Below are 18,701 nucleotides of genomic sequence, written 5' to 3' on the forward strand. Positions count from 1 at the left end.
CCGGAAAGCATGCTGCCGTATGGACGTGGCGGCCAAAGCCGTTCGCCGCGTACACGTGCACCGGATCTCGGGCAGGGGGCCGTGCCGGTTTGCGGTGGTGGTGTCCGGGTTGTCGGGCAGTACGAGGTCGACGGGGTTTGCAGCTGGTAGAGGTTGCCATGGGGCGGGAGAACCGGGTTCTTCAGTGTCTGCGGACATAAGAGGTGCCGTCCGAGCGGGCACAGTTCCTGGGGCGCCGGGCCGGCGCAGTACCCAGTCGGTGAGCCGGGCGAGAGCCGGTGCTCTTTCCGGCGTTTGCGTGCGCTCACCGGGTTCGGGCTTCTACTGTCGGCTCACCGGCCTCGGCAACGCGGAGGGGGGAGCAGGCGGGGCAGAAAGGACTGGCTCGGTGTGCTGCGGGCTCTGCACGACCTGGAGCGGCAATGAGTGGGGCAGCGGGCCGGCGGATCGTGACCGGGTCATCGCCGACCGGCTTGGTGCCATGATTCGGGTTGATGGGGGAGTAGCTGCCCACACGTCCGAGAAGGACCCTGCGGGCCCGTAGTGGCACGTCTGCGGCACGTGTGTGGCACGACCCCTGAAACGCCGAAGGGCCAGTCTGGGGGAAAATCCCTCCTGAGCTGGCCCTTCTCGCCGTGCCCCGGCAGGATTCGGACCTGCGGCACCCGCTTTAGGAGTTCAGCCAAACTGGCGAACTGACTGGGCGACACGCCCATGACTGCACGCGGTGAGTGCCGTCAGGCGCGCTTATGACTGCTCTTGTACGGTGACGTTGCCGTCAGAACTTGCCGTGAACGCCGACGCCCCTGCTGCTGTGCGTCGGCCTTGCCGGGACTTCGTCGTCAGATGTGCGACCTGTCGCCCTCGTCTGTGGTTGCGTTGGTCCAGTCTGTTCGCCGTGGAGGACGGCGCTGCACGCATCCCCGACCGCGCGGAGCGCGACGCGGGCTTGGTGAACGATCTGCTGCGCAAACTCTCCGGAATCTGCGGTCTGTCGGTTGATAAGGGACCAGTAGAGGCGATACGCGTCGTTCTCGTAGGAGATATGGCCGCCTTGCGCTGCTTCCCGAAGCTGGGCGTCGAGATTTCTGCCCTCGGTGTAGAGGAGCCGCAAGACGCTGTCGTACTGCCTGGCATCGGCGGGAGCGTCGAGATCCTGCAATGCCTGTCTGACACGATCTTCGCCGTTGGGAAAGGGGGCAGCAGGAACGCCCGAGTTTGCCAGTCTTCGGGCAGCAGGCCGACAGTGGAAGCGATCAGGCTGCACGAGGCGGCTAGTGCTCTGACCGCATAGGTTCGCCGGGTTGGCGGCGTCGGTGCTCGGACCGGCTGGACTCGGTGTGGGAAGAATTTGAGCGGTCGCGGAGCCGATCAAATTAGGCTCCCCACCATGTCTGGTCCGACGTTGGTGATCGAGTTGGCGGAGCCGCTCTCCGCGGCTGCGCTGCGGGAGTTCCGCGCGTTGATGGTGGGGCTTTCCTCCCACTTCGCCGAGAAGCGGCCCGGGTTCTTCGACGTCAACGTGCCCGCAGAGCGACTGGGCGTCGAGGACAGGCGAGAGAAGGACTGGCGAAAGCCGTTCCCGCTTCCACTCCTCGGCAACACCATCGCGGACGAGGAGCTCACAGCCCTGGTGGGATTCAATCCGCAGCGCGAGGACTGGCGTCGGCCCTTCCTGGTCTACTTGATGGGGCCGGGTGTCGGCGACGAGAGCACCTTCGAGGCTGAGCACGCGGACGAGCCCGAGGTGGAGGCCATCCTCGGCTTCAGACCGACCCATGCCGTCAATGTCAGCGCCTGCTGCAATCGCGAGATCGACCACGTCACCACGGCTCTGCTGACCGCCGCTGTCATGGACGTCATCGGAGGCGTGGCCAAAGCCGAACTGCTGGACGGCGAGGCGTCGGTCGTCGCTGGCCTTCCGGGGGTGTTGGGGATCGCGGACGACGACTGGATGGCGCTGGGAACGGCGGAGTTCCTGCGGGCCTGGGTTGGGCACCCCGCCTTCCGGCTGGTCAAGTAGCCGAGACAGATTCCCGGCGGAGGTCATGCTGTGACCTGGAACGTTCGCCAGGTTGCCTGATCATGCGGCGAGAGCGGGTCGGCCGCCCCAGCGGATACCTTTCTCGCTGCGGACACAGGCGCGTTCCTTGCGTTCGGCGGCCAGTACGTCGCGGTGGCGGGCGTTGACGTTGCGCCAGCGGAGGTAGGCGTGCAAGGCCCGGGTCTGCACGGTGTGGTTGGGGTGGTTCGAGTTGGCGATGGTGAACTGCCTCAGGGGTCCGAAGTGCGCTTCGATCGGGTTCGCCCACGAGGCGTAGGTCGGGGTGAAGCACAACTCGACCTTGTTCTTCTTCGCCCAGCGGCGGATGTCGGCGCCCTTGTGCGCGGACAGGTTGTCCAGGATCACGTAGATCGGTGCGCCGTCTGGGCGGGCGGCGCGAATCGATTTCAGCGCGGCCAGCGTGTTCACGGCTCCCTTCTTTCGCCGGTTCACGCCCCACAGGCGATCGTCGCCCACCGAGTAGCGGCCGTGGAAGTACCGGACCCCGTGGGTGCGGTGGTAGGTGGCCGGCACCCGGTCGGGGTGCTTCCGTGGGCCGGATCCCCAGCGGACCGAACTCGTCGAAGGCGAAGACCCGGTCCGGGAAGCGGTCCATAACGTGCTCGATCCGGTCCAGCTTCGCCTCACGATCGGGGTCCGGAGACTCCTTCCAGGTCTTGGTGCGCCGGAAGGCGACGCCGCGGTGGGCGAGCAGGGACCGTAATGCCCCACGGCCGTTGCGGATCACCCGGCCGTGCACTTTCCGCAGGTAGGCGACCAGCTTGCGCAGCGACCAGCGGGTGAACGGCTGGCCGAGCTTGACCGGGCGGGTAGTGGCCGTCGCGATGACGAAGTCTTCGTCGTGATCACTGAGTCGGCGGGGACGGCCTCCCGCCCACCGTGGGTCCAGGCAGGCCAGGCCCTTCTCATTGAACGCGTGGATCACATCCCGGACGGTGTCCTCGTCGGCCTAAACCAGCTGGGCGATCATCGGCACCCGGTTCCCGCCGGCCGAGGCCAGCAGCATCAGCGCCCGCCGGTAGCGCACCTAACTGGTGCTGCCCCGGCGCACGATCTGCTGCAGCTTGTGCCCCTCCTGGTCGGTCAGTCTGCGCACACGGACAGGCTCGGCCACCGCGCCTCCAGCGGTCGGATCGGATGTCACCGCACATCCAACCGGTACGACCGCCGCCCCGGCGAACCTATGCGGTCACAGCACTAGCTTGAAGCCCAGGGAGGGGGTTTCCGGGGTGGCGCTCAGGGCGGCAACCCTGTTGAGGACTTCGAACGTTGTGCCGAGTTCGTCCCCTCGCCTTCGCGCCGCTATCACTGCGTCGATACAGTCGCGGCCCAGGGCGGCGACGTGCGGAGGTCCCTCCACGCGTAGTCCCGTGTACGCCGCTCGGGCCTCGTTTAAGGCCGCTTCGTGCATGCCGCCGGCGTTAGGGTTGATCACATAGTCAAACGTAGCGTCGACTAGGACTTGTCCGGCCGATCACCGGGCCTGCGCAGTTATGGACGTGCGATGCAGCGGGTGTCATGATCACGCTGTCGTCGGGCGGGGGCCCGGTACGCAGGGGAGAAACCGTGAAGCTGTACCTCGCCGTGCCTCTTGTCCTGTTGGCGCTGCTCATCGCCGCCTCTGGCGTTGCGGCGGTTGCCCGCGGCTGGGTGCTTCCCATGAACCGGCGCCATGTTCGCGCCCCGCGGATCTATGGCTGGGGTCAGCTGGTGGTGGCCTTTGCGCTGTGCTGGCAGCTGGTTTTCGGGTTGATGATCAGCGATTCCGGCGCTCGGCCGTCGGGAACGCTGATCGGCGCCGCGATTCTCGTTGCCGGCTTCATCATCATGATGGTGGGTCAGCTCGCCGGTGGTAACCGGAAGGGCGGCGGCAGACCGTAAATCCTGTCCGAGCGGTCATGTTCGGAGCCAGATGACAAGGGCAGCTGCTGTGGCGGTGCCGAGGAAGACGTAGCCGCGCTTGTCGTAGCGCGTGGCTACGGCCCGGGACTGTTTCAGCCTGTTGATCGCTCGTTCGACGGTGTTGCGCTTCTTGTACCGCTCTTCGTCGCAGCCGGGTGGCCGTCCGCCGCGTGAGCCTTTGCGCAGGCGGGCGGCCTGGCTATCGGCCTTCTCCGGGATGTCGTGCCGGATGCCCCGGCGCCGCAGGTACTCGCGGCACGGACCGTTGCTGTATCCCTTGTCGGCCGCGATGCTGTCGGGCTTCGTGCGTGGCCGGCCCGGACCGACCCGCGGAACGCGGATCTTCGCCAGCACCGTCTGAAACTGGGTGCAGTCCGCCCGCTGTCCGCCGGTGATGACCAGGGACAGCGGGCGGCAACGGCCGTCGGCGCTCAGGTGGAGTTTGCTGGTGAACCCGCCCCGCGAGCGACCCAGGCCTTCACCTCCTGCACCACCTCCACCAGCCGGGCGAGCAGGCTCTGCCACGGTGTTTCGCCCTGGTGTTCTGCCCCTTCGGCCCCCTTTGACGCGGGCGCCGGCGGCGGTTCCGTCCGGGCACCGGCCGCGTGCTGATGGGCCCGCACGATGGTGGAGTCCACCGAGATGTCCCAGTCAACCTCGCCCGCGACGTCGGCAGCGGCCTGGACCTGCTGCAGCAGACGCTCCCACGTCCCGTCGGCCGACCACAGCCGGTGGCGTTCATAGACGGTCTTCCAAGGGCCGAACCGGTCGGGAAGATCCCGCCACTGCACTCCGATCCGCACCCGGTACAGAATCCCATCGATCACCTGTCGATGATCCCGCCATCGGCCACAACGTCCATTGCTCACCGGCAGGAACGGCCGCAACCGTTCCCACTCGGCATCAGTCAGATCGCCCCGCCCCATGCCCACAGCAACGACCCAGGCACGGGGCGGTCACATGATCGCCCGGACAGCTCCTAGTTGCTCTGCGGCCCGCAGAAAGGTGGAGTAGACAGGCCTGCGAGCGGTGTTGGCCTCCTGCCGTGCGCTAGCTGCTATTTGTGCGTGTGCGGTGTCCAGCGTGGCGCGATAGGCGGACACGGCCTGTTGCTGGGCGGCCTCTGCCGCGCGGCGGGCTGCTGCTGCCTGTTCCTGGGCAGCTTCGGCTGCACGATGAGCGGGGCGCCCCTGAATGCGCGCCGCGATGATGGCTGCGCCAGCGCCGATGGCAGCGCTACCAAGTCCCGTAAGCGCTGGTAATTAGCTCGGTGTTCACGTCCGATGACCTCTCCGGTTGGGATGGAAGTTTTGTCGACCGGTGGAGGGCTCACCAGCGGCAGCAGCTCGTGAGCGCCACACTCGGAGCGAGGGCAAGTCAGCTGCCTACCCGCTATCTGCGGACGGCGTCCACGCTTGCGCGGCCTCGCACGCGTCCGGCGTCGTACACCCTGCCGACGGCGAGTGGGCGCGGTTGGGGTGGTTATGAACGTGGCAACGACAGGTGGGTCCATGTGGGTTGGTCCTGCCGTAAGTCCCGTTCCGGGCCGTCGTATCCGTGGCGAAGCGTCTGTTTACGGCGGAGGGCTTGGCCATGGTAGGGGGCACGCCTGATGGGGTGCCGTTGTGCTGACGGCGAGGGGAGAGGGGGAGAGGTGTGCGTAATCCGGATGCACTGCCATACGAGTGCCCGGAGTGCGAGGCGAGAACCAGGGCGAACACTCGCACTGGCTTGCTGTACTCGCACCAGGTGCCTGGCGAGACGAGGGCGTGCCTGGTGGGCGGTACGCCGGTGCTACCTGTTCGCCCTGACGATCCGCCAGAGCTTCCTCCTCTGCGGCAGGCGGCCGAGAAAGTTCGGCCTGCGGAGCGCAATCCCTACGGGGAGCGTTCAGCAGTGTGCATGCGTTGCCTGGCGGTCTTCCTGGGCTGCGGCGGTAGGGGGAGCCAGAGATTCGTAACCGGGGGTGCCATGGATGTCAGAGACCTGACGCCCGGGAGAGATCATCGGTACCGGATTCGGCATCCAGCGCCTGTCTGCAAGCAGGGAGGAGCCGCTCTACAGCCGACGAGAGCTGCCGATCGAGCGCCCCCGACTCCGCGAAGTAGCTGAGTGCTTCGCTGAGCAGTGCCACCCATTCACGGATACCTGTGTCATCCGACAGCTGGCTATGCAGTTCCCTTGCGCGCTCGACGGCCTCCGTCACTTCTGGAGGCGGCATCTGTCGCGACCCGGGCTGCGCGTTGCACCCTGTCTCGCTTACTACCACGGCCAATCCCATCAACGCGGCATCCAGTTCCGCAGCTATGGGATTAGACATGCTGAGGTGATTGAGAGTGCTGGCCGCACGGAGGTACTCAGCCTTCCGAGCCAGTGCCTCCGTGAGTTCGAGGGCAAGCGAGCACTGTCAGCGACAACCGGGGGTCCTTCGAGCTTCACCACCCAGAGCGCTGTGCTCAGGCCATTTTTCGCCCGAGGCAGTTCGTTCTCTGCGGCACTGAGGTTTTGAGACGTCTCTAGCCGTTTCCCGCGGTGGCGCCTCGGCGCCCTGTACACAACGTGTCATCGCCAGAAGGAACCCGGCGTACGCGTCGCGTCGAATGCTGCGTCGCCATTGCAGGTGAGCCGCGTCTGTCTCGGTCCGAACAGCATCCAGGGCAGCTCTAAGTCGACTCCGCCTGAGCGATGCCGGCCCGGCCAGTCTCCTCAGCTGCTCGCAGCGCGGCGCGCATCTGCCAACGGCCGACCAGGACAGCGGCTGGGACTCCGAGCGCTGCCACGGCGGCAGCCGCGACGGCGCCGATCCCCTCCTGATCCATGTCCCGAGCATGCCGTAACTGGCACTTCTCCTGCAGCCCTGCACCCTCGTCGGGGCCCAGTTCAGCCACAACTGATCACGGATGGCCGCGACCCGCTGCCGCCGAATCGATCAACACCCTGACCTGCTGCCGAGCCGTCGGCACCTGTCGACGTTGGTCACCATTGAGCGCCCTTTCACGGCCCGAGGGCGGCCCGGGAGGGCGCGCTTGGTTGTTCGGACAGGATTCCTGTCGCTCCGACGAGCATCCGCTTCCCGCTGCTGGCCAGGTGCTTAGAAGAGAGGGAGCGCTCATGCTTACTTAGGTCTCTGACCTGGACTTTACTGGTGCAGATCTGCATCCCACGCCAACTTAGCCGCGTATTCACCGGAGAAGGCATTCCGGTGGTGCTTCCCGGGGCCTTGCTGACTGCCATGCAGAGGAGGACTGGTGCCGGTCATCCGGGACAGCGGCGCACAGGGGTCAGTAGCCCCCACGGAGAACCGCCGCCCCGGTCCGCAGCAGGATCGACAGGTCCAGGCCCATCGACCAGTTGTCTACCTTATAGAGGTCGAGCTGGACCGCCTCGTCCCAGGGCGGGGAACGACCGCTGACCTGCCACAGGCCGGTGAGGCCGGGCTTCACGAGCAGCCGACGCCTGATGTCCGGCGGGTAGCCTCCACCTCTTCGGGCAGCGGCGGCCGTGGGCCGACGAGGGACATGTGGCCCCGGATGACGTTGAGGGGCTGCGGCAGTTCGTCGAGCGCGCTGCGGCGCAGGAAGGAGCCGAACCGGGAGATCCGTGGGTCCTCGCGCGCCTTGACGAGCAGGCCGTTGTTGTTCTCGTTGAAATGCGCAAGATTCGCCCGGGCCGCTTCGGAGTCCCGGTGCATGGTGCGGAACTTGAGCATGGTGAAGTGGTCGCCGTAGCGGCCCACTCGCTGCTGTCTGAAGAGTGCCGGTCCAGGGAGATGCCCAGCTCAGGGCCTTGTGCAACCCTCTTTAGGGAGTCCCGCGAGGATGGACTTAGACACCTTAACTAACGTCTGCGTCCCCCGTGATGTTGCCGATTCAATCGTGTTAGGTCATGCGGCCCATGTCTTTTGGTCCACGAGACGCGTAGCGTGATTCACGGAATTCTTGGATTGTCAACGAGGACGTTGAGATGTTCACCAAAGGCGATAAGCGCCAATGCATTCGGCGAGCAAGCGGAGTTACCGCAGCAGCCGTGATCGCCACTGGCACGATCTTCGGCAGTGCCAGCGCAGCCGTAGCGCATACCGATCCGGCCCTGACAAGTGCAACAACAACAGCTCCCTCCCAGGGCAGTAGCGACGACCAAGCTTAATAAGGATGTTTTCGCAGCAGGCTCCACCTGTAACAAGGAACTGGCCAAGCCGACAGGATCTGTTGAGAGCATAACGGGTGATACGGCCAGCGCTGACGTGTACCTGAAGCTCTACCGTGCTGGATACTCGGCCGGCTGGAAGAAGAACTGTGAGAGCTGGGGGTTCCTCTCCCGGATACGGCACGGATCGAACCCCATCCCGAAGGAGGAGCAAACGCTGCCGTCGGAAGTTCCTGCCGTACCGCCAAACAGCAACAGCAACGAGAGCAACAACAACGGCAACACACCGAACAATAGCAATACACCGAACAACAGCAACACGCCGAACAACAGCAACACACCGAACAACAATCAGACCAACAATACGCCCGGTAATAACTGCGGCAATATGAACACTGGGGGTGGCGGCCAGTCCGCACCTCTGCTTAAGCCGTCCAACATGTGTCCACCCACCGACAATGGCGCGACCACCGACAACGGTGGCAGCACCGACAATGGCGCGACCGCCGACAACGGCGACAGCACCGACAACGGCGGCAGCACCGACAATGGCGCGACCGCCGACAACGGCGGCAGCACCGACAACGGCGCGACCACCGACAACGGTATGAGTACCGACAACGGCGGCAGCACCGACAACACGTCGATCATGCCTTAGAAGCTGTTGTCTTTCCGGACTTGAGGATTGCGTTTCCGCTGGTCAGGCATAGGGTCGGCGATCTCGCGGGAGTGCTGGGGCTGACGCTTGGTCGCTCCTGTGGAGGTCGTTGATGCCGTCGGTCGTGGGGCTGCTGGAACAGCGCGAGCTCGCCGCTCGCCGTCGGATGGACGGGTTGCGGGAGGAAGCCGACCGTATCCAGGCGGAGTTGGCCGTGGCCGAGAAGGAATGGAAGGAGTGGGCCATCGTCCGCTCGCGGGTCGGCGAGGTGCTGGCCCCCGTGGACGAGACCGGGCAGGACAGTCCCCGGCCGTCCGGACAGCGTCGGCTGCCGAAGGGCAGGTCGGGAAGACGTCGTCAGTGCCGGGGGCGGCGAAGCCGAAGTCGCAGGTGCCGGTGTGGCACGAGGGACTTGCCTGGTGGCCCGCGGCTGGCTTGCCGAGCCCGCACCGGGCCGGTTCACGCTCGCGCAAGGCGTAGCCGGGCGAGGCGGCGGGTCATGAGCATCGTAATCGACCAGTAGACCATCGCTTCGGCGCTGGGGGTGCGGCGCTCGAAGTCGCGTGCCTGGCGTGTGCCTATCAGGTGGGCGAAGGAACGCTCGACGATCCACCGCTTGGGCAGCACCACGAAACCGCGCATGTCGTCGCTGCGCTTGACGATCGCCAACACCAGCGCGAGAGCGGCGTGGCAGTACTCGACGATGCCGCCGGTGTAACCGCCGTCGGCGCAGACCAGGGCCAGCCGGTGGTGCGCGTCGGCCGCCCGTCGCAGCAGGACTTGAGCGGCGGCTCGGTCGCCGGTGTCCGCCGCGGTGACCATCAGCCCCAGCAGCAGGCCGAGCGTGTCGACCACGGCATGCCGCTTGCGCCCGTTGATCAGCTTTCCGCCGTCGAAGCCGCGGCTGTCCGACCCGACGACGGCATCCGCCTTGACCGACTGCGAGTCGATCACCCCGGCTGCCGACTCGGCATCCCGGCCCAGCCTCTTGCGGACCTGGCTGCGCAGCCGGTCGTGGAACTCCCTGACCAGCACGTGGTCGCGCCAGCGGCGGAAGAACGCATACACCCTTTCCCACGGCGGGAAGTCGGCTGGCATCGCCCGCCACTTGATGCCATTGTCCACCAGGTAGTGCATCGCATCCAGCATCGCGCGGTGGCAGTACGCCTCCGGCCGGCCGCCCCGGGCCGCGCAGCCAGCCCGGCACCGGCAGCAGCGGCCGGACCACGGCCCATTCCCCGTCCGTCAGGTCCGTCGGGTAGCGCGGCTGCCGGAACCCGTTGTCCGCAGCGTTTCCGAACCGGTGAGCCAGACAGTCACACTCCGGGGCGACCGAACTGGACTGCCCGGCCATCGACACGGAACACTGCGGCACCGGGGCCTCCTGATGTTGCTCGGTGATTCGACACCAACGAGCTGTTCAGGAGGCCCCACCCGCATGCCCCAAGCACCCCACGATCACCCAATCGGGATTCCCGTTCGATGATGGCATCCAATCTTCAATAAATCACTGTCGCTGAACTGGAGGGGAAATGGCGCGAATTGAGCACCATGAGCGAGAGATGTCCATTGCGTCAGCTCATGAGGGCATCGTGTGGCCGCTGTTCCTTGCCGGGTTGCCGGGGGATGAGACCCTCCTCGTCTCAGGAGCCGCGCACCCCGACTATCAACTGCGCCGCTGGGACGTGACCACCGGGGAAGTCCTGTGGGAGACAAGAGACGGAGAACTCTATTACGGGTGCTTCGGACTCGTGCTCAGCCTGGGCGACGGTAAGCAGATCCTCGCCGCAGCCACAGAAAACGGAGTGCAACGGCGGGACGCGAGCACCGGAAGACCTCTCCCCGACATGCCGGACCTGACCCGTGGGACCATCTGGAGCGTCGACTCCTGTGCGATGGGAGATGGACGCGTCATGCTCATCGGGGCAGGAAACGACCACCTGGTTTACCGCTGGGATGCCATCACCGGCACCGCTCTGGGGGCACCACTCAGCGGGCACGGGAGCAGTGTGAAGTGTGTGAAAGCCGACCGCGTGCCAGGACGCGGCCTGCTGATCGCTTCGGCAGGCGACGATGGAACCGTTCGTCTGTGGGACGGAGGCAGCGGGGAAAGCTTGAGCACCTTCGCGGTGGGTGGCGAAGTAATGGACATCGACCTGTTCGTGCCTCGCGCAGGAATCCCAGTGCTCACCTGCGCAGATATCGACGGTGTGCTGTACCGGTGGAACGCGGTGTCCGGCGAGCCCCTGGGGCAACCCACCGAGACCGGAGACAGGGTCGGCTCCTCGACTTCGGTGGCAGTCGCCGACGACCCCGGACTCCTCGTCTCCTCAGAGAGCGGCGTCGTATGCCAATGGCATGCCACGACCGGACGCCTCCTGGACGACTCCATCCACGGGATCTCCGTCGCTGCTCTGGCCTATCCGAACGGCAGCATCATCCTCGCCGCAGGTCTCGAGGACGGAGGCATCCACATTCGAACCCTGTCCTGAATCTCAGGTCGTCGTGGGCTCCGGAGCAGTCCCCGCTGGGAATCGCATGGCTCGGATGGATTCGACACCCATGAGCTGTTCAGGAGGCCCTGCCCGTATGCGTCAAGCGCCCCGCGACCGCCCATGGCCGGTGCTTCCTGGACACTGCCCGACCCGACGGAGTGCCGGGACCCGTCGTGCACCGGTGCTGCACGAACGGCCCCCGACACCATCTGCCTGTGTGATCGTGTTCCGCGACGCCGTACTGCTTGGCGGCGGCCTTCTTGTGCTTCCGGGGTGCTTCTTCTTGTGGTGCTGGGCCTTGCCGGCCGCGCCGCATTCCTTTTTCTTGGTCTTCGTGGCCAGCGTGATCTCGGCGAAGGACATGCAGTGTTCTCATACTGGTTCCACGCCCGCCGATGTGGCCGATGCACTTGCCGGATCGCCTGCCCATAGCCGGGGAAGCTGGGTGGTGTGCTCTCACCCAGGAGGGGGCGCGGTGGGCTTCGCGTCGTGCAAGAGTGATCGTGCGTTCCGTCCCCGCGGAGCGCGCGGAGACGGAACGCACGAACCGCAGTTGTGCCGCTGTCAGGCGGCGCGGTTACCGAACCCAGCCGGAGTAGACACCTCCGGACTTGTAGGACCGGCCTGCCGGGCATGCGGCGTAGGAGCCACGCCGGTCACCCGCCCAGCGGTGCGGACCGAAGTAACGGGTGTTCCCGGAGCAGTTGACGTAGCCCCAGTACTGCCAGTTGGGACCGTTGCCGTCGCACCATCCACCCGCCCAATTCGTGCCGGCCTTGTGGTACGGGTAGCACTTCCCGAGCCAGCTGCCGGCTGGCGTCCTGCTCCCGCTGCTGGTGTTCGGAGCTGCCGGAGACAAAGCTCCGCCGAGCGATGCCCGCGCCGCGCCCTGTGCGTTGCCTGCCGCTGCCGAGGCTGCGGCCGACGTGAGTGGCTGATGCGTCTGTGCCGGGCTGGAGAGGGCAGCGGCAGTTCCTCCCCCGAGCGTGAGAGCGGCGATTGCGGCTGCGGCGGCGATGCTGTTGCGTGCCTTCAAGGTTCACCTTCCTTGCCATGGTGTGGCGGCGCGCGACCGGCGCCGCTTGCATCACCGAGGGTGCAGGCCGCGGTCCGCGTAGCCGAGCGGCTGAGCGGATTTGGGGTGATTGCGGGACGTCCCAGCCTTTGGTCTGCGGAAATCCTCGTCGAAGTGACGTTCCGCTGGGACGTCCCGGACCTTCACCAGCCCGGGGATGAGCAGGCCGTCGGTCCCGTGGTGACGCCGACACGGGCGTCCTGGCGGGCGAGGTGCTCGCGCACTCGGCAGCCGTATGTACTCAAGTGCGGTTCCACAGGTCGAGCCGCCCCTGAGCTACCACGGCGGTGTTGTCGCGGTCGACTCGCCGCTCGACACTCCTTGTGGCGATACGCAGTCGAGGGCCTCGGCCTGACGGTCGCGGTCCTCGCTCTCAGTGCGGGCGAACGAGGATCTTGACGTTTTCCTCCTTGTTGTTCACCAGTTCGTCGAAGCCGCTCGTGACGATGTCGTCGAGACCGATTCGGCCGGTGATGAACTGGTACGGGTCGACCCGGCCGCTCGCGACCATCGCGATGGTCGCCGGGTGGTCGTTGGCGTAGGCGAGGCTGCCGAGCACCTTGACCTCGCGGAACACCAGATCGTTCAGTGCGACCTTGGCCTCGTGTCCCCAGATGGCGACGTTCACGCAGGTGCCGCCCGCGCGTGTGGAAAGGATCGCCGACTTGAGTACTGCGTCGATGCCGGCGCATTCGAAGGTCACGTCGGCGTTGCGGCCCTTGGTCAGTTCTGACACCGCCGTCGCGATGTCCGTAGTGGTGGGATCGAGTATGTGGTCGGCGCCGGCCGCGACTGCTTTGGCTTTGCGTACGTCCGCCGGTTCCACGACGATGATCGACTCCGTGCCGACCGCGCGCAGAACAGCCGTGGTCACCAGGCCGATCGGTCCTGCACCGAACACGATGGCGGTGTCGCCGGGCCGGGCGCCGGACAGCCGTACGGCGTGGTAGGCGACCGCGAGTGGCTCGATGAGCGCCCCCACGTCGGTGCCGAGTTCGCCGAGCGGATGGATCCATTTCCGTTCGGCGACGACGAATTGCGAGAATCCGCCGCCTCCGCCGGAGAGGCCGAGGAACCCGAGCGACTGGCAGACGTTGTACATGCCGCGCAGACAGGGGTCGCACCGGCCGCACACGAGGTAGGGCTCGACAGCGACCCGGTCGCCTACGCGCAGGTCGTCGACGCCGTCACCGAGCTCCCTGACGACTCCCGCGAACTCGTGTCCGAGAGCGACGGGTACGGTCTCGCCCGTGAGGGGGTGCGGCGCACCTTTGGCAGGCGCGAAGATGGGCCCTTCGAGGTACTCGTGGAGGTCGGTGCCGCAGATGCCGCACCATTCGACCTCCACCTTGACGGTGCCCGGCCGTGTCGCTGGTTCCGTGACATCGTCGATCCGGATATCGCCCGGACCGTAGAAGCGTGCTGCCTTCATTTTCAGCTCCTTGCTGGCGGGTTGATTCTGCAGCGGCATGGCGGGGGGGCAATGGCTTGGCAGTCGTTTCATCGACAGGTTTCGGCAGACCGTAGGAGTCGAATCCGACTGCCTACAGCAGGTTACGAGAGCGAACCAGCCCATGAACCCGTGTGCATTGCCGTGCAGGTCTCCGGCTACCACCGGTTCGTGCAGCAGCGTGCCGGCCGCAAATTCGGTAGTAGAATGATCGAGTAGGGGGAAACCGCCGGAAGTCCCAGAACGGCATAGAGGATGACAGTCGGCAGCATGAGGAACGCGATCTCGCATAAGCCGATGAGCGGTTGTTTCATGCCGGAGGGCGGCGGCGAAGTAGCCGATAACACCTTGCCGGGCAGGCCATGAAATCGGACGTTGAGATGCCCGAAACCCACTGCGAACGCGTAGGCGACCCCGACTGCGAACACCGCGGTTGACGCCGTTATCACTGCTTCTCTGAGCGGCCGGCGGAGTCGGTCGAATCCGAAGAAGTCGAGGTTGACCGACCGGATGACGAACAGCAACGCCCAGAACGAGACGGCCATGCCAACTCACGGCTCGTCCGGCGGAAGTCGGCTCGGGCATGGAGTCATCGAGCTTTCTGTGAGTGAGAGAGGAAGAGCCCGGCGCGCTGCGAACGCCCACTCGAGGGAGTGAGGAGAGTTCCAGTCCTCGCTGCTGACCGTGCGCGGCTGCCGTTCCCTACGGCCGCACCTTCCTTGTAGGGGCACCGAAATTCCTCTTGGATCGCCTTCGCGGGGTGCGGATCACCGTGCAGTCGCGCTGATTACACGACCCGGCCGGACAGGTTCGACAGGGTTGCACGGAATTGCATGGAGTTTGTTGCACGACGGTAGCGCGCGGTTCATGCTGCGGATACGCTCTCCCGGCTGGCGCGAAGATGCGGGAGGTGCGGTCGTGAGCGTGCACAGTGCGATCCCTCCGGGCCGGAGCTTGCCCGATTACGCCCGGGACCTGGTCCGGATGCATGAAGCTGTCATCGGCGGCAGCCGCCCACCACTGGCGCCGCGTCCCCTCGTCTCCCGATCCTGGACGCGCATGCTGCGGATGGGCCTGGCGGTGCGGGGCGGGAACCCGCGCGTTTCCGTGACGGAAGAAGAGATCGCACGCCGGCGGTACGGCTCCCCCATGCGGAGCGCCGTCCAGGAATTCATACAGATATTCGAGGCAAATCCTGACGCCTCCCACATGCTGCTGGTGGTCGCGGACGCGGATGGTGTCATCCTCTGGCGAGCAGGTGCGTCATCGGTGCGGCGCCGTGCCGACGCGCTCGGTTTCACCGAAGGCGCGGTCTGGACGGAGGCACAGGTGGGCACCAATGCGATCGGCACCGCGCTTGCCGAGGCCGCGCCGGTGGAACTGCTCTCCGGTGAACACTTCGAGCAGGACCAGCACGCGTGGTACTGCACCGCCTGCCCGGTGCACGATCCCCGCACCGGGGATCTGCTGGGCATCGTCGACATCAGCGGCCCTGCCCTCACGCTGCATCCGGCGATCGGCGCGCTGGCCGAGACCGGCCGCCGTCTCATCGAGGCCCAGGTCTGGCGGTGTCACCAGGAGCGCCTTGAGCGGCTTCGGCAGTCGGCCGAACCGCTGCTGGCCGCCACTTCGGGTCCGGCGCTCGTGGTCGACGATCATGGGTGGGTCGCACACAGCTCCGGCGTCGCCGTGGGTGCGCGGATTGCCGCACCAGCCGCCAGGCAGGCCGTTGCTGTGCCCGGTTTCGGCGCATGCCTGCCCGAGCGTCTGCCGAACGGCTGGCTTGTCCGGCCGTTCACCCGCGGGCGGGAGGTGTTGCTCGAACTCGACCTGTCCAGCAATCCGTTGCTGCAGGTGCGCGCGGGTGACACGGGATGGCGCCGGCTCATCACGAAACGGCATGCCGAAATACTCGCGCTCCTGCACCGTGCGGGTCCGGTCGGCATGTCCGCGGAAGCGCTCAGCCAGGAGTTGTTCGGCGATGCAGGTCACCTTGTTTCGGTGCGGGCCGAGGTGTCGCGTCTCCGCCGCCAGCTCGGAGGGATTGTGGCGACCCGGCCCTACCGCCTCGCCGATGGTGTCCGACTGACCGTCAGCAAGGACGCCGGGGCATCGTGACTCGAGGCCGGGAAGCAAACGGCCGGCCGACCTTGGCGGTGACAGGAGCGCCCGAGCCGGGCGCCGAACTCGTCCAGTCGTGGACGCGGTCGCAGCGCGTCGTTCACCCAGCCCAGGGCAGCGCGCCCACGGCCGACGACGGGTGACGTGCGCATGCACGGGGCCACAACACCGTTGCGCGGGCCAGTCGGTGGTGTGCGGTTCCTGATCCGCTCCCCGCTGCTCACCGGCGAGGACGCGACCGCGCCGACCACGAGGCCACCGTCTCCCCGGAGGGGCCGAACGAGCCGGCCGAAGTGGCCACGACGGGGGCGGCGCCAGAGCAGCGGGGGCCGGACGAGACGTCCGGCCCCTCTCTCCTCGGCAGAAGTGGACCACCGGTCAGCTGTGTGCGTGCAGCGGCTTTCCGGCAAGTGCGAGGTGAGCTTCGCCCAGCGCCTCGGACTGGGTCGGGTGCGCGTGGATGAGCGGCGCGATCTGTTCGGGCAGGAGTTCCAGGTTGTAGATCAGCTGGGCCTCGCCGATCAGCTCCCCGACACGATCGCCGACCATGTGCAGGCCGACCACGCGTCCGTCGGGCGCTTTGACCAGCTTGACCGCCCCCGACGTCTTGAGGATCTGGCTCTTGCCGTTGCCCGCCAGGTCGTAGGTGAGGGTCGCGACACCGGTTGTGTACCTCTCCTTGGCGGCAGCCTCGGTCAGTCCCACCGAGGCGACCTCCGGATGGGAGAACGTCACCCGCGGGATGCCGGCCTCATTGATGGGAGGCGGGTTCAGCCCAGAGATCGCTTCGGCCACGAACACGCCCTGCGCGAAGCCGCGGTGTGCCAGTTGCGGGCCTGCCACAAGGTCACCCACGGCGTACACGTCCGGCAGGTTGGTGCGCAGGTGTTCGTCGGTGGCGACGAATCCGCGCTCCAGTTCCAGCCCGGACTCCGCGTAGCCGTGGCCGGCGGTGTTCGGGCCGCGGCCCACGGCCACCAGCAACACGTCACATTCGAGCGTGTCACCGGATTCCAGTGCGATGCTCACGCCGCGCTCGTCCTGTCGGGCGCCGGCGAAGTTCTCCCCGGTTCTGCAGCGAATCCTGCGGCGACGCAGCGCACGCTCCAGTTGCCTGGAGCAGAATTCGTCCTCGGCGGGCAGGAGGCGCGGCAACGCCTCGACGATGGTCACTTCGGCGCCGAAGGACGCCCAGACGCTGGCGAATTCGACGCCGATGACGCCGCCGCCGAGCACGACGACCTTCTCGGGGATGTAGTCCAGCCGCAGCGCGTCCTCGCTGGTGATGATCCTTCCGCCCAGCTCGAGGCCGGGCAGCGCCTTGGAGGAGGAGCCGGTGGCGAGGACGAGGTTCCGGCCGGTGTAGCGGGTGCCCTCGACGTCGACGGTGGTGCCGCCGACGAAGGTGCCACGCCCCTCGACGACGGTGACCTGGTGGGCCTCGGCCAAGCCCTGCAGGCCCTTGTAGAGGCGGGAGACGACCGAGTCCTTGTATGCGTGGACTCTTGCGAGGTCGATCCCTTCGAAGGCGGCCCGCACACCGAACTGCTCCCCTGTGCGCGCGGTGTCGGCGACCTCCGCCGCGTGCAGGAGCGCCTTGGTGGGAATGCAGCCGCGGTGCAGGCAGGTCCCGCCGAGCTTCTCCTTCTCGATGAGTATCACGGACCGGCCCAGCTCGGCCGCCCGGAAGGCCGCGGCATAGCCACCTGATCCGCCACCGAGAATCACCAGGTCGGCACTGGTCACTTTGCTTCTCCTCGTCTGGCTTCCTGCGCCTGCCGGTAGAGCCGTCCAGCCCGGTAGGAGGAGCGCACCAGCGGGCCGGCCATCACTCCCGCGAACCCGATCTCACGAGCGCGGTCGCGGAGTTGGTCGAACTCCTCCGGTGGCACCCACCGCGCGACCGGGTGGTGCCGCACCGACGGCCGCAGGTACTGGGTGATGGTCAGCAGCCGGCATCCCGCCGCGTGGAGGTCGCGCAGCGTCTCCACGACCTCTTCGCCGGTTTCGCCGAGTCCCAGGATCAGGTTCGATTTGGTCACCAGGCCGGCCTCCCGCGCCCGGGCCAGCACGCCGAGCGAGCGGTGGTAGTCGAAACCGGGACGGATCCGCCGGAAGATCCTCGGCACCGTCTCCACGTTGTGCGCCAGGACCTCCGGACACGCGCCGAACACCTCGTCGAGGAGATCCGATGCGCCATGGAAGTCCGGGATCAGCACCTCGACCGCGGTGCCCGGGTTGTGCTGATGGATTCGCCGCACCGTCTCCGCGTACAACCACGCACCGCCGTCAGGCAGGTCGTCCCGCGCCACGCCGGTGACCGTGGCGTACCGGAGCTTCATCGCGGCTACCGACTCGGCGACGCGCCGCGGCTCCGCAGCATCCAGCTCGGCCGGTCGCCCCGTGTCGATCTGGCAGAAGTCGCAGCGGCGGGTGCACCGGTCCCCGCCGATCAGGAAGGTGGCCTCCCTGTCTTCCCAGCACTCGAAGATGTTCGGACAGGCCGCCTCTTCGCACACGGTATGGAGTCTCTCGCGGCGCACGAGTTCCTGCAGCTCGGCGAATTCCGGCCCTGTCCGTATGCGGGTCCTGATCCAGGAAGGTTTCCGCTCGATCGGGACGGCGCTGTTGCGGACTTCCAACCGCAGGAGCCGCCGTCCGTCCGGTTGCACACTTGTCATCGGCCCAAGGTCCGATCATCACGCCGGACGCACAAGGCGTTGCACCCGGTTGCATTCACCGCTGCGTGCAATTTCCTGCAACCCTGTCCCGCTGAGCCGTTTTCGCAG

General features: G+C 66.7%; 11 protein-coding genes and 3 pseudogenes. 6 read left to right on the top strand and 8 right to left on the bottom strand.

Going from position 1 to position 18,701, the window contains the following annotated elements:
• The first annotated feature begins 898 nt into the window (after positions 1-898).
• A complete protein-coding gene (locus tag OG956_RS36845; RefSeq protein ID WP_330342356.1) occupies positions 899-1,294 on the top strand; it encodes a hypothetical protein in 396 nt (131 codons plus the stop codon).
• A 96-nt stretch (positions 1,295-1,390) separates the two neighbouring features.
• Positions 1,391-2,023, top strand: a complete 633-nt coding sequence (locus OG956_RS36850) for a DUF6368 family protein (protein ID WP_330342357.1) — start codon at positions 1,391-1,393, stop codon at positions 2,021-2,023.
• Between the two features lie 60 nt (positions 2,024-2,083).
• Here the strand turns inward: OG956_RS36850 and OG956_RS36855 are convergent.
• Positions 2,084-3,179 (bottom strand): annotated as a pseudogene (locus OG956_RS36855) (IS630 family transposase).
• 452 nt (positions 3,180-3,631) lie between these two features.
• On the opposite strand from OG956_RS36855, the gene OG956_RS36860 reads away from it, so the two are divergent.
• On the top strand, positions 3,632-3,946 hold the full coding sequence (locus tag OG956_RS36860; RefSeq protein WP_330342358.1) for a hypothetical protein: 315 nt from the start codon (positions 3,632-3,634) through the stop codon (positions 3,944-3,946).
• A gap of 15 nt (positions 3,947-3,961) precedes the next feature.
• Here OG956_RS36860 and OG956_RS36865 read toward each other — a convergent pair.
• Positions 3,962-4,893 (bottom strand): annotated as a pseudogene (locus tag OG956_RS36865) (IS5 family transposase).
• A 2,355-nt stretch (positions 4,894-7,248) separates the two neighbouring features.
• Positions 7,249-7,730: pseudogene (locus OG956_RS36870) on the bottom strand (sugar transferase); the annotation flags it as partial.
• Positions 7,731-8,210: 480 nt separating this feature from the next.
• Between OG956_RS36870 and OG956_RS36875 the strand changes: the two are divergent.
• Positions 8,211-8,771 (top strand): hypothetical protein, encoded by a 561-nt coding sequence (locus OG956_RS36875; RefSeq protein ID WP_330342359.1) that lies wholly within the window; start codon positions 8,211-8,213, stop codon positions 8,769-8,771.
• A gap of 459 nt (positions 8,772-9,230) precedes the next feature.
• On the opposite strand, the gene OG956_RS36880 is transcribed toward OG956_RS36875, so the two are convergent.
• Entirely contained in the window at positions 9,231-9,908 is a 678-nt protein-coding gene (locus OG956_RS36880) for an IS5 family transposase (protein ID WP_330342360.1), read from the bottom strand.
• A 395-nt stretch (positions 9,909-10,303) separates the two neighbouring features.
• Between OG956_RS36880 and OG956_RS36885 the strand changes: the two genes are divergently transcribed.
• On the top strand, positions 10,304-11,263 hold the full coding sequence (locus OG956_RS36885; RefSeq protein ID WP_330342361.1) for a WD40 repeat domain-containing protein: 960 nt from the start codon (positions 10,304-10,306) through the stop codon (positions 11,261-11,263).
• Between the two features lie 1,451 nt (positions 11,264-12,714).
• On the opposite strand, the gene OG956_RS36890 is transcribed toward OG956_RS36885, so the two are convergent.
• Both OG956_RS36890 and OG956_RS36895 read right to left on the bottom strand, forming a co-directional pair.
• Complete coding sequence (locus OG956_RS36890) at positions 12,715-13,773, bottom strand: 2,3-butanediol dehydrogenase (protein WP_330342362.1); 1,059 nt, start codon at positions 13,771-13,773, stop codon at positions 12,715-12,717.
• 176 nt (positions 13,774-13,949) lie between these two features.
• Positions 13,950-14,336, bottom strand: coding sequence for a hypothetical protein (locus OG956_RS36895; protein ID WP_330342363.1), 387 nt, complete (start codon positions 14,334-14,336; stop codon positions 13,950-13,952).
• Positions 14,337-14,709: 373 nt separating this feature from the next.
• On the opposite strand from OG956_RS36895, the gene OG956_RS36900 reads away from it, so the two are divergent.
• Positions 14,710-15,909: a transcriptional regulator gene (locus OG956_RS36900; RefSeq protein ID WP_330342364.1), complete on the top strand. Its 1,200-nt coding sequence runs from the start codon at positions 14,710-14,712 to the stop codon at positions 15,907-15,909.
• A 381-nt stretch (positions 15,910-16,290) separates the two neighbouring features.
• Here OG956_RS36900 and lpdA read toward each other — a convergent pair whose 3' ends face one another.
• Both lpdA and lipA read right to left on the bottom strand, forming a co-directional pair.
• On the bottom strand, positions 16,291-17,658 hold the full coding sequence (lpdA, locus tag OG956_RS36905) for a dihydrolipoyl dehydrogenase (protein ID WP_330342365.1): 1,368 nt from the start codon (positions 17,656-17,658) through the stop codon (positions 16,291-16,293).
• A complete protein-coding gene (gene lipA / locus OG956_RS36910; RefSeq protein ID WP_330342366.1) occupies positions 17,655-18,593 on the bottom strand; it encodes a lipoyl synthase in 939 nt (312 codons plus the stop codon). The genes lpdA and lipA overlap by 4 nt, the downstream gene beginning before the upstream one ends.
• Between the last annotated feature and the right edge of the window lie 108 nt (positions 18,594-18,701).

This window comes from Streptomyces sp. NBC_00557, assembly GCF_036345995.1.
Classification (GTDB): domain Bacteria; phylum Actinomycetota; class Actinomycetes; order Streptomycetales; family Streptomycetaceae; genus Streptomyces.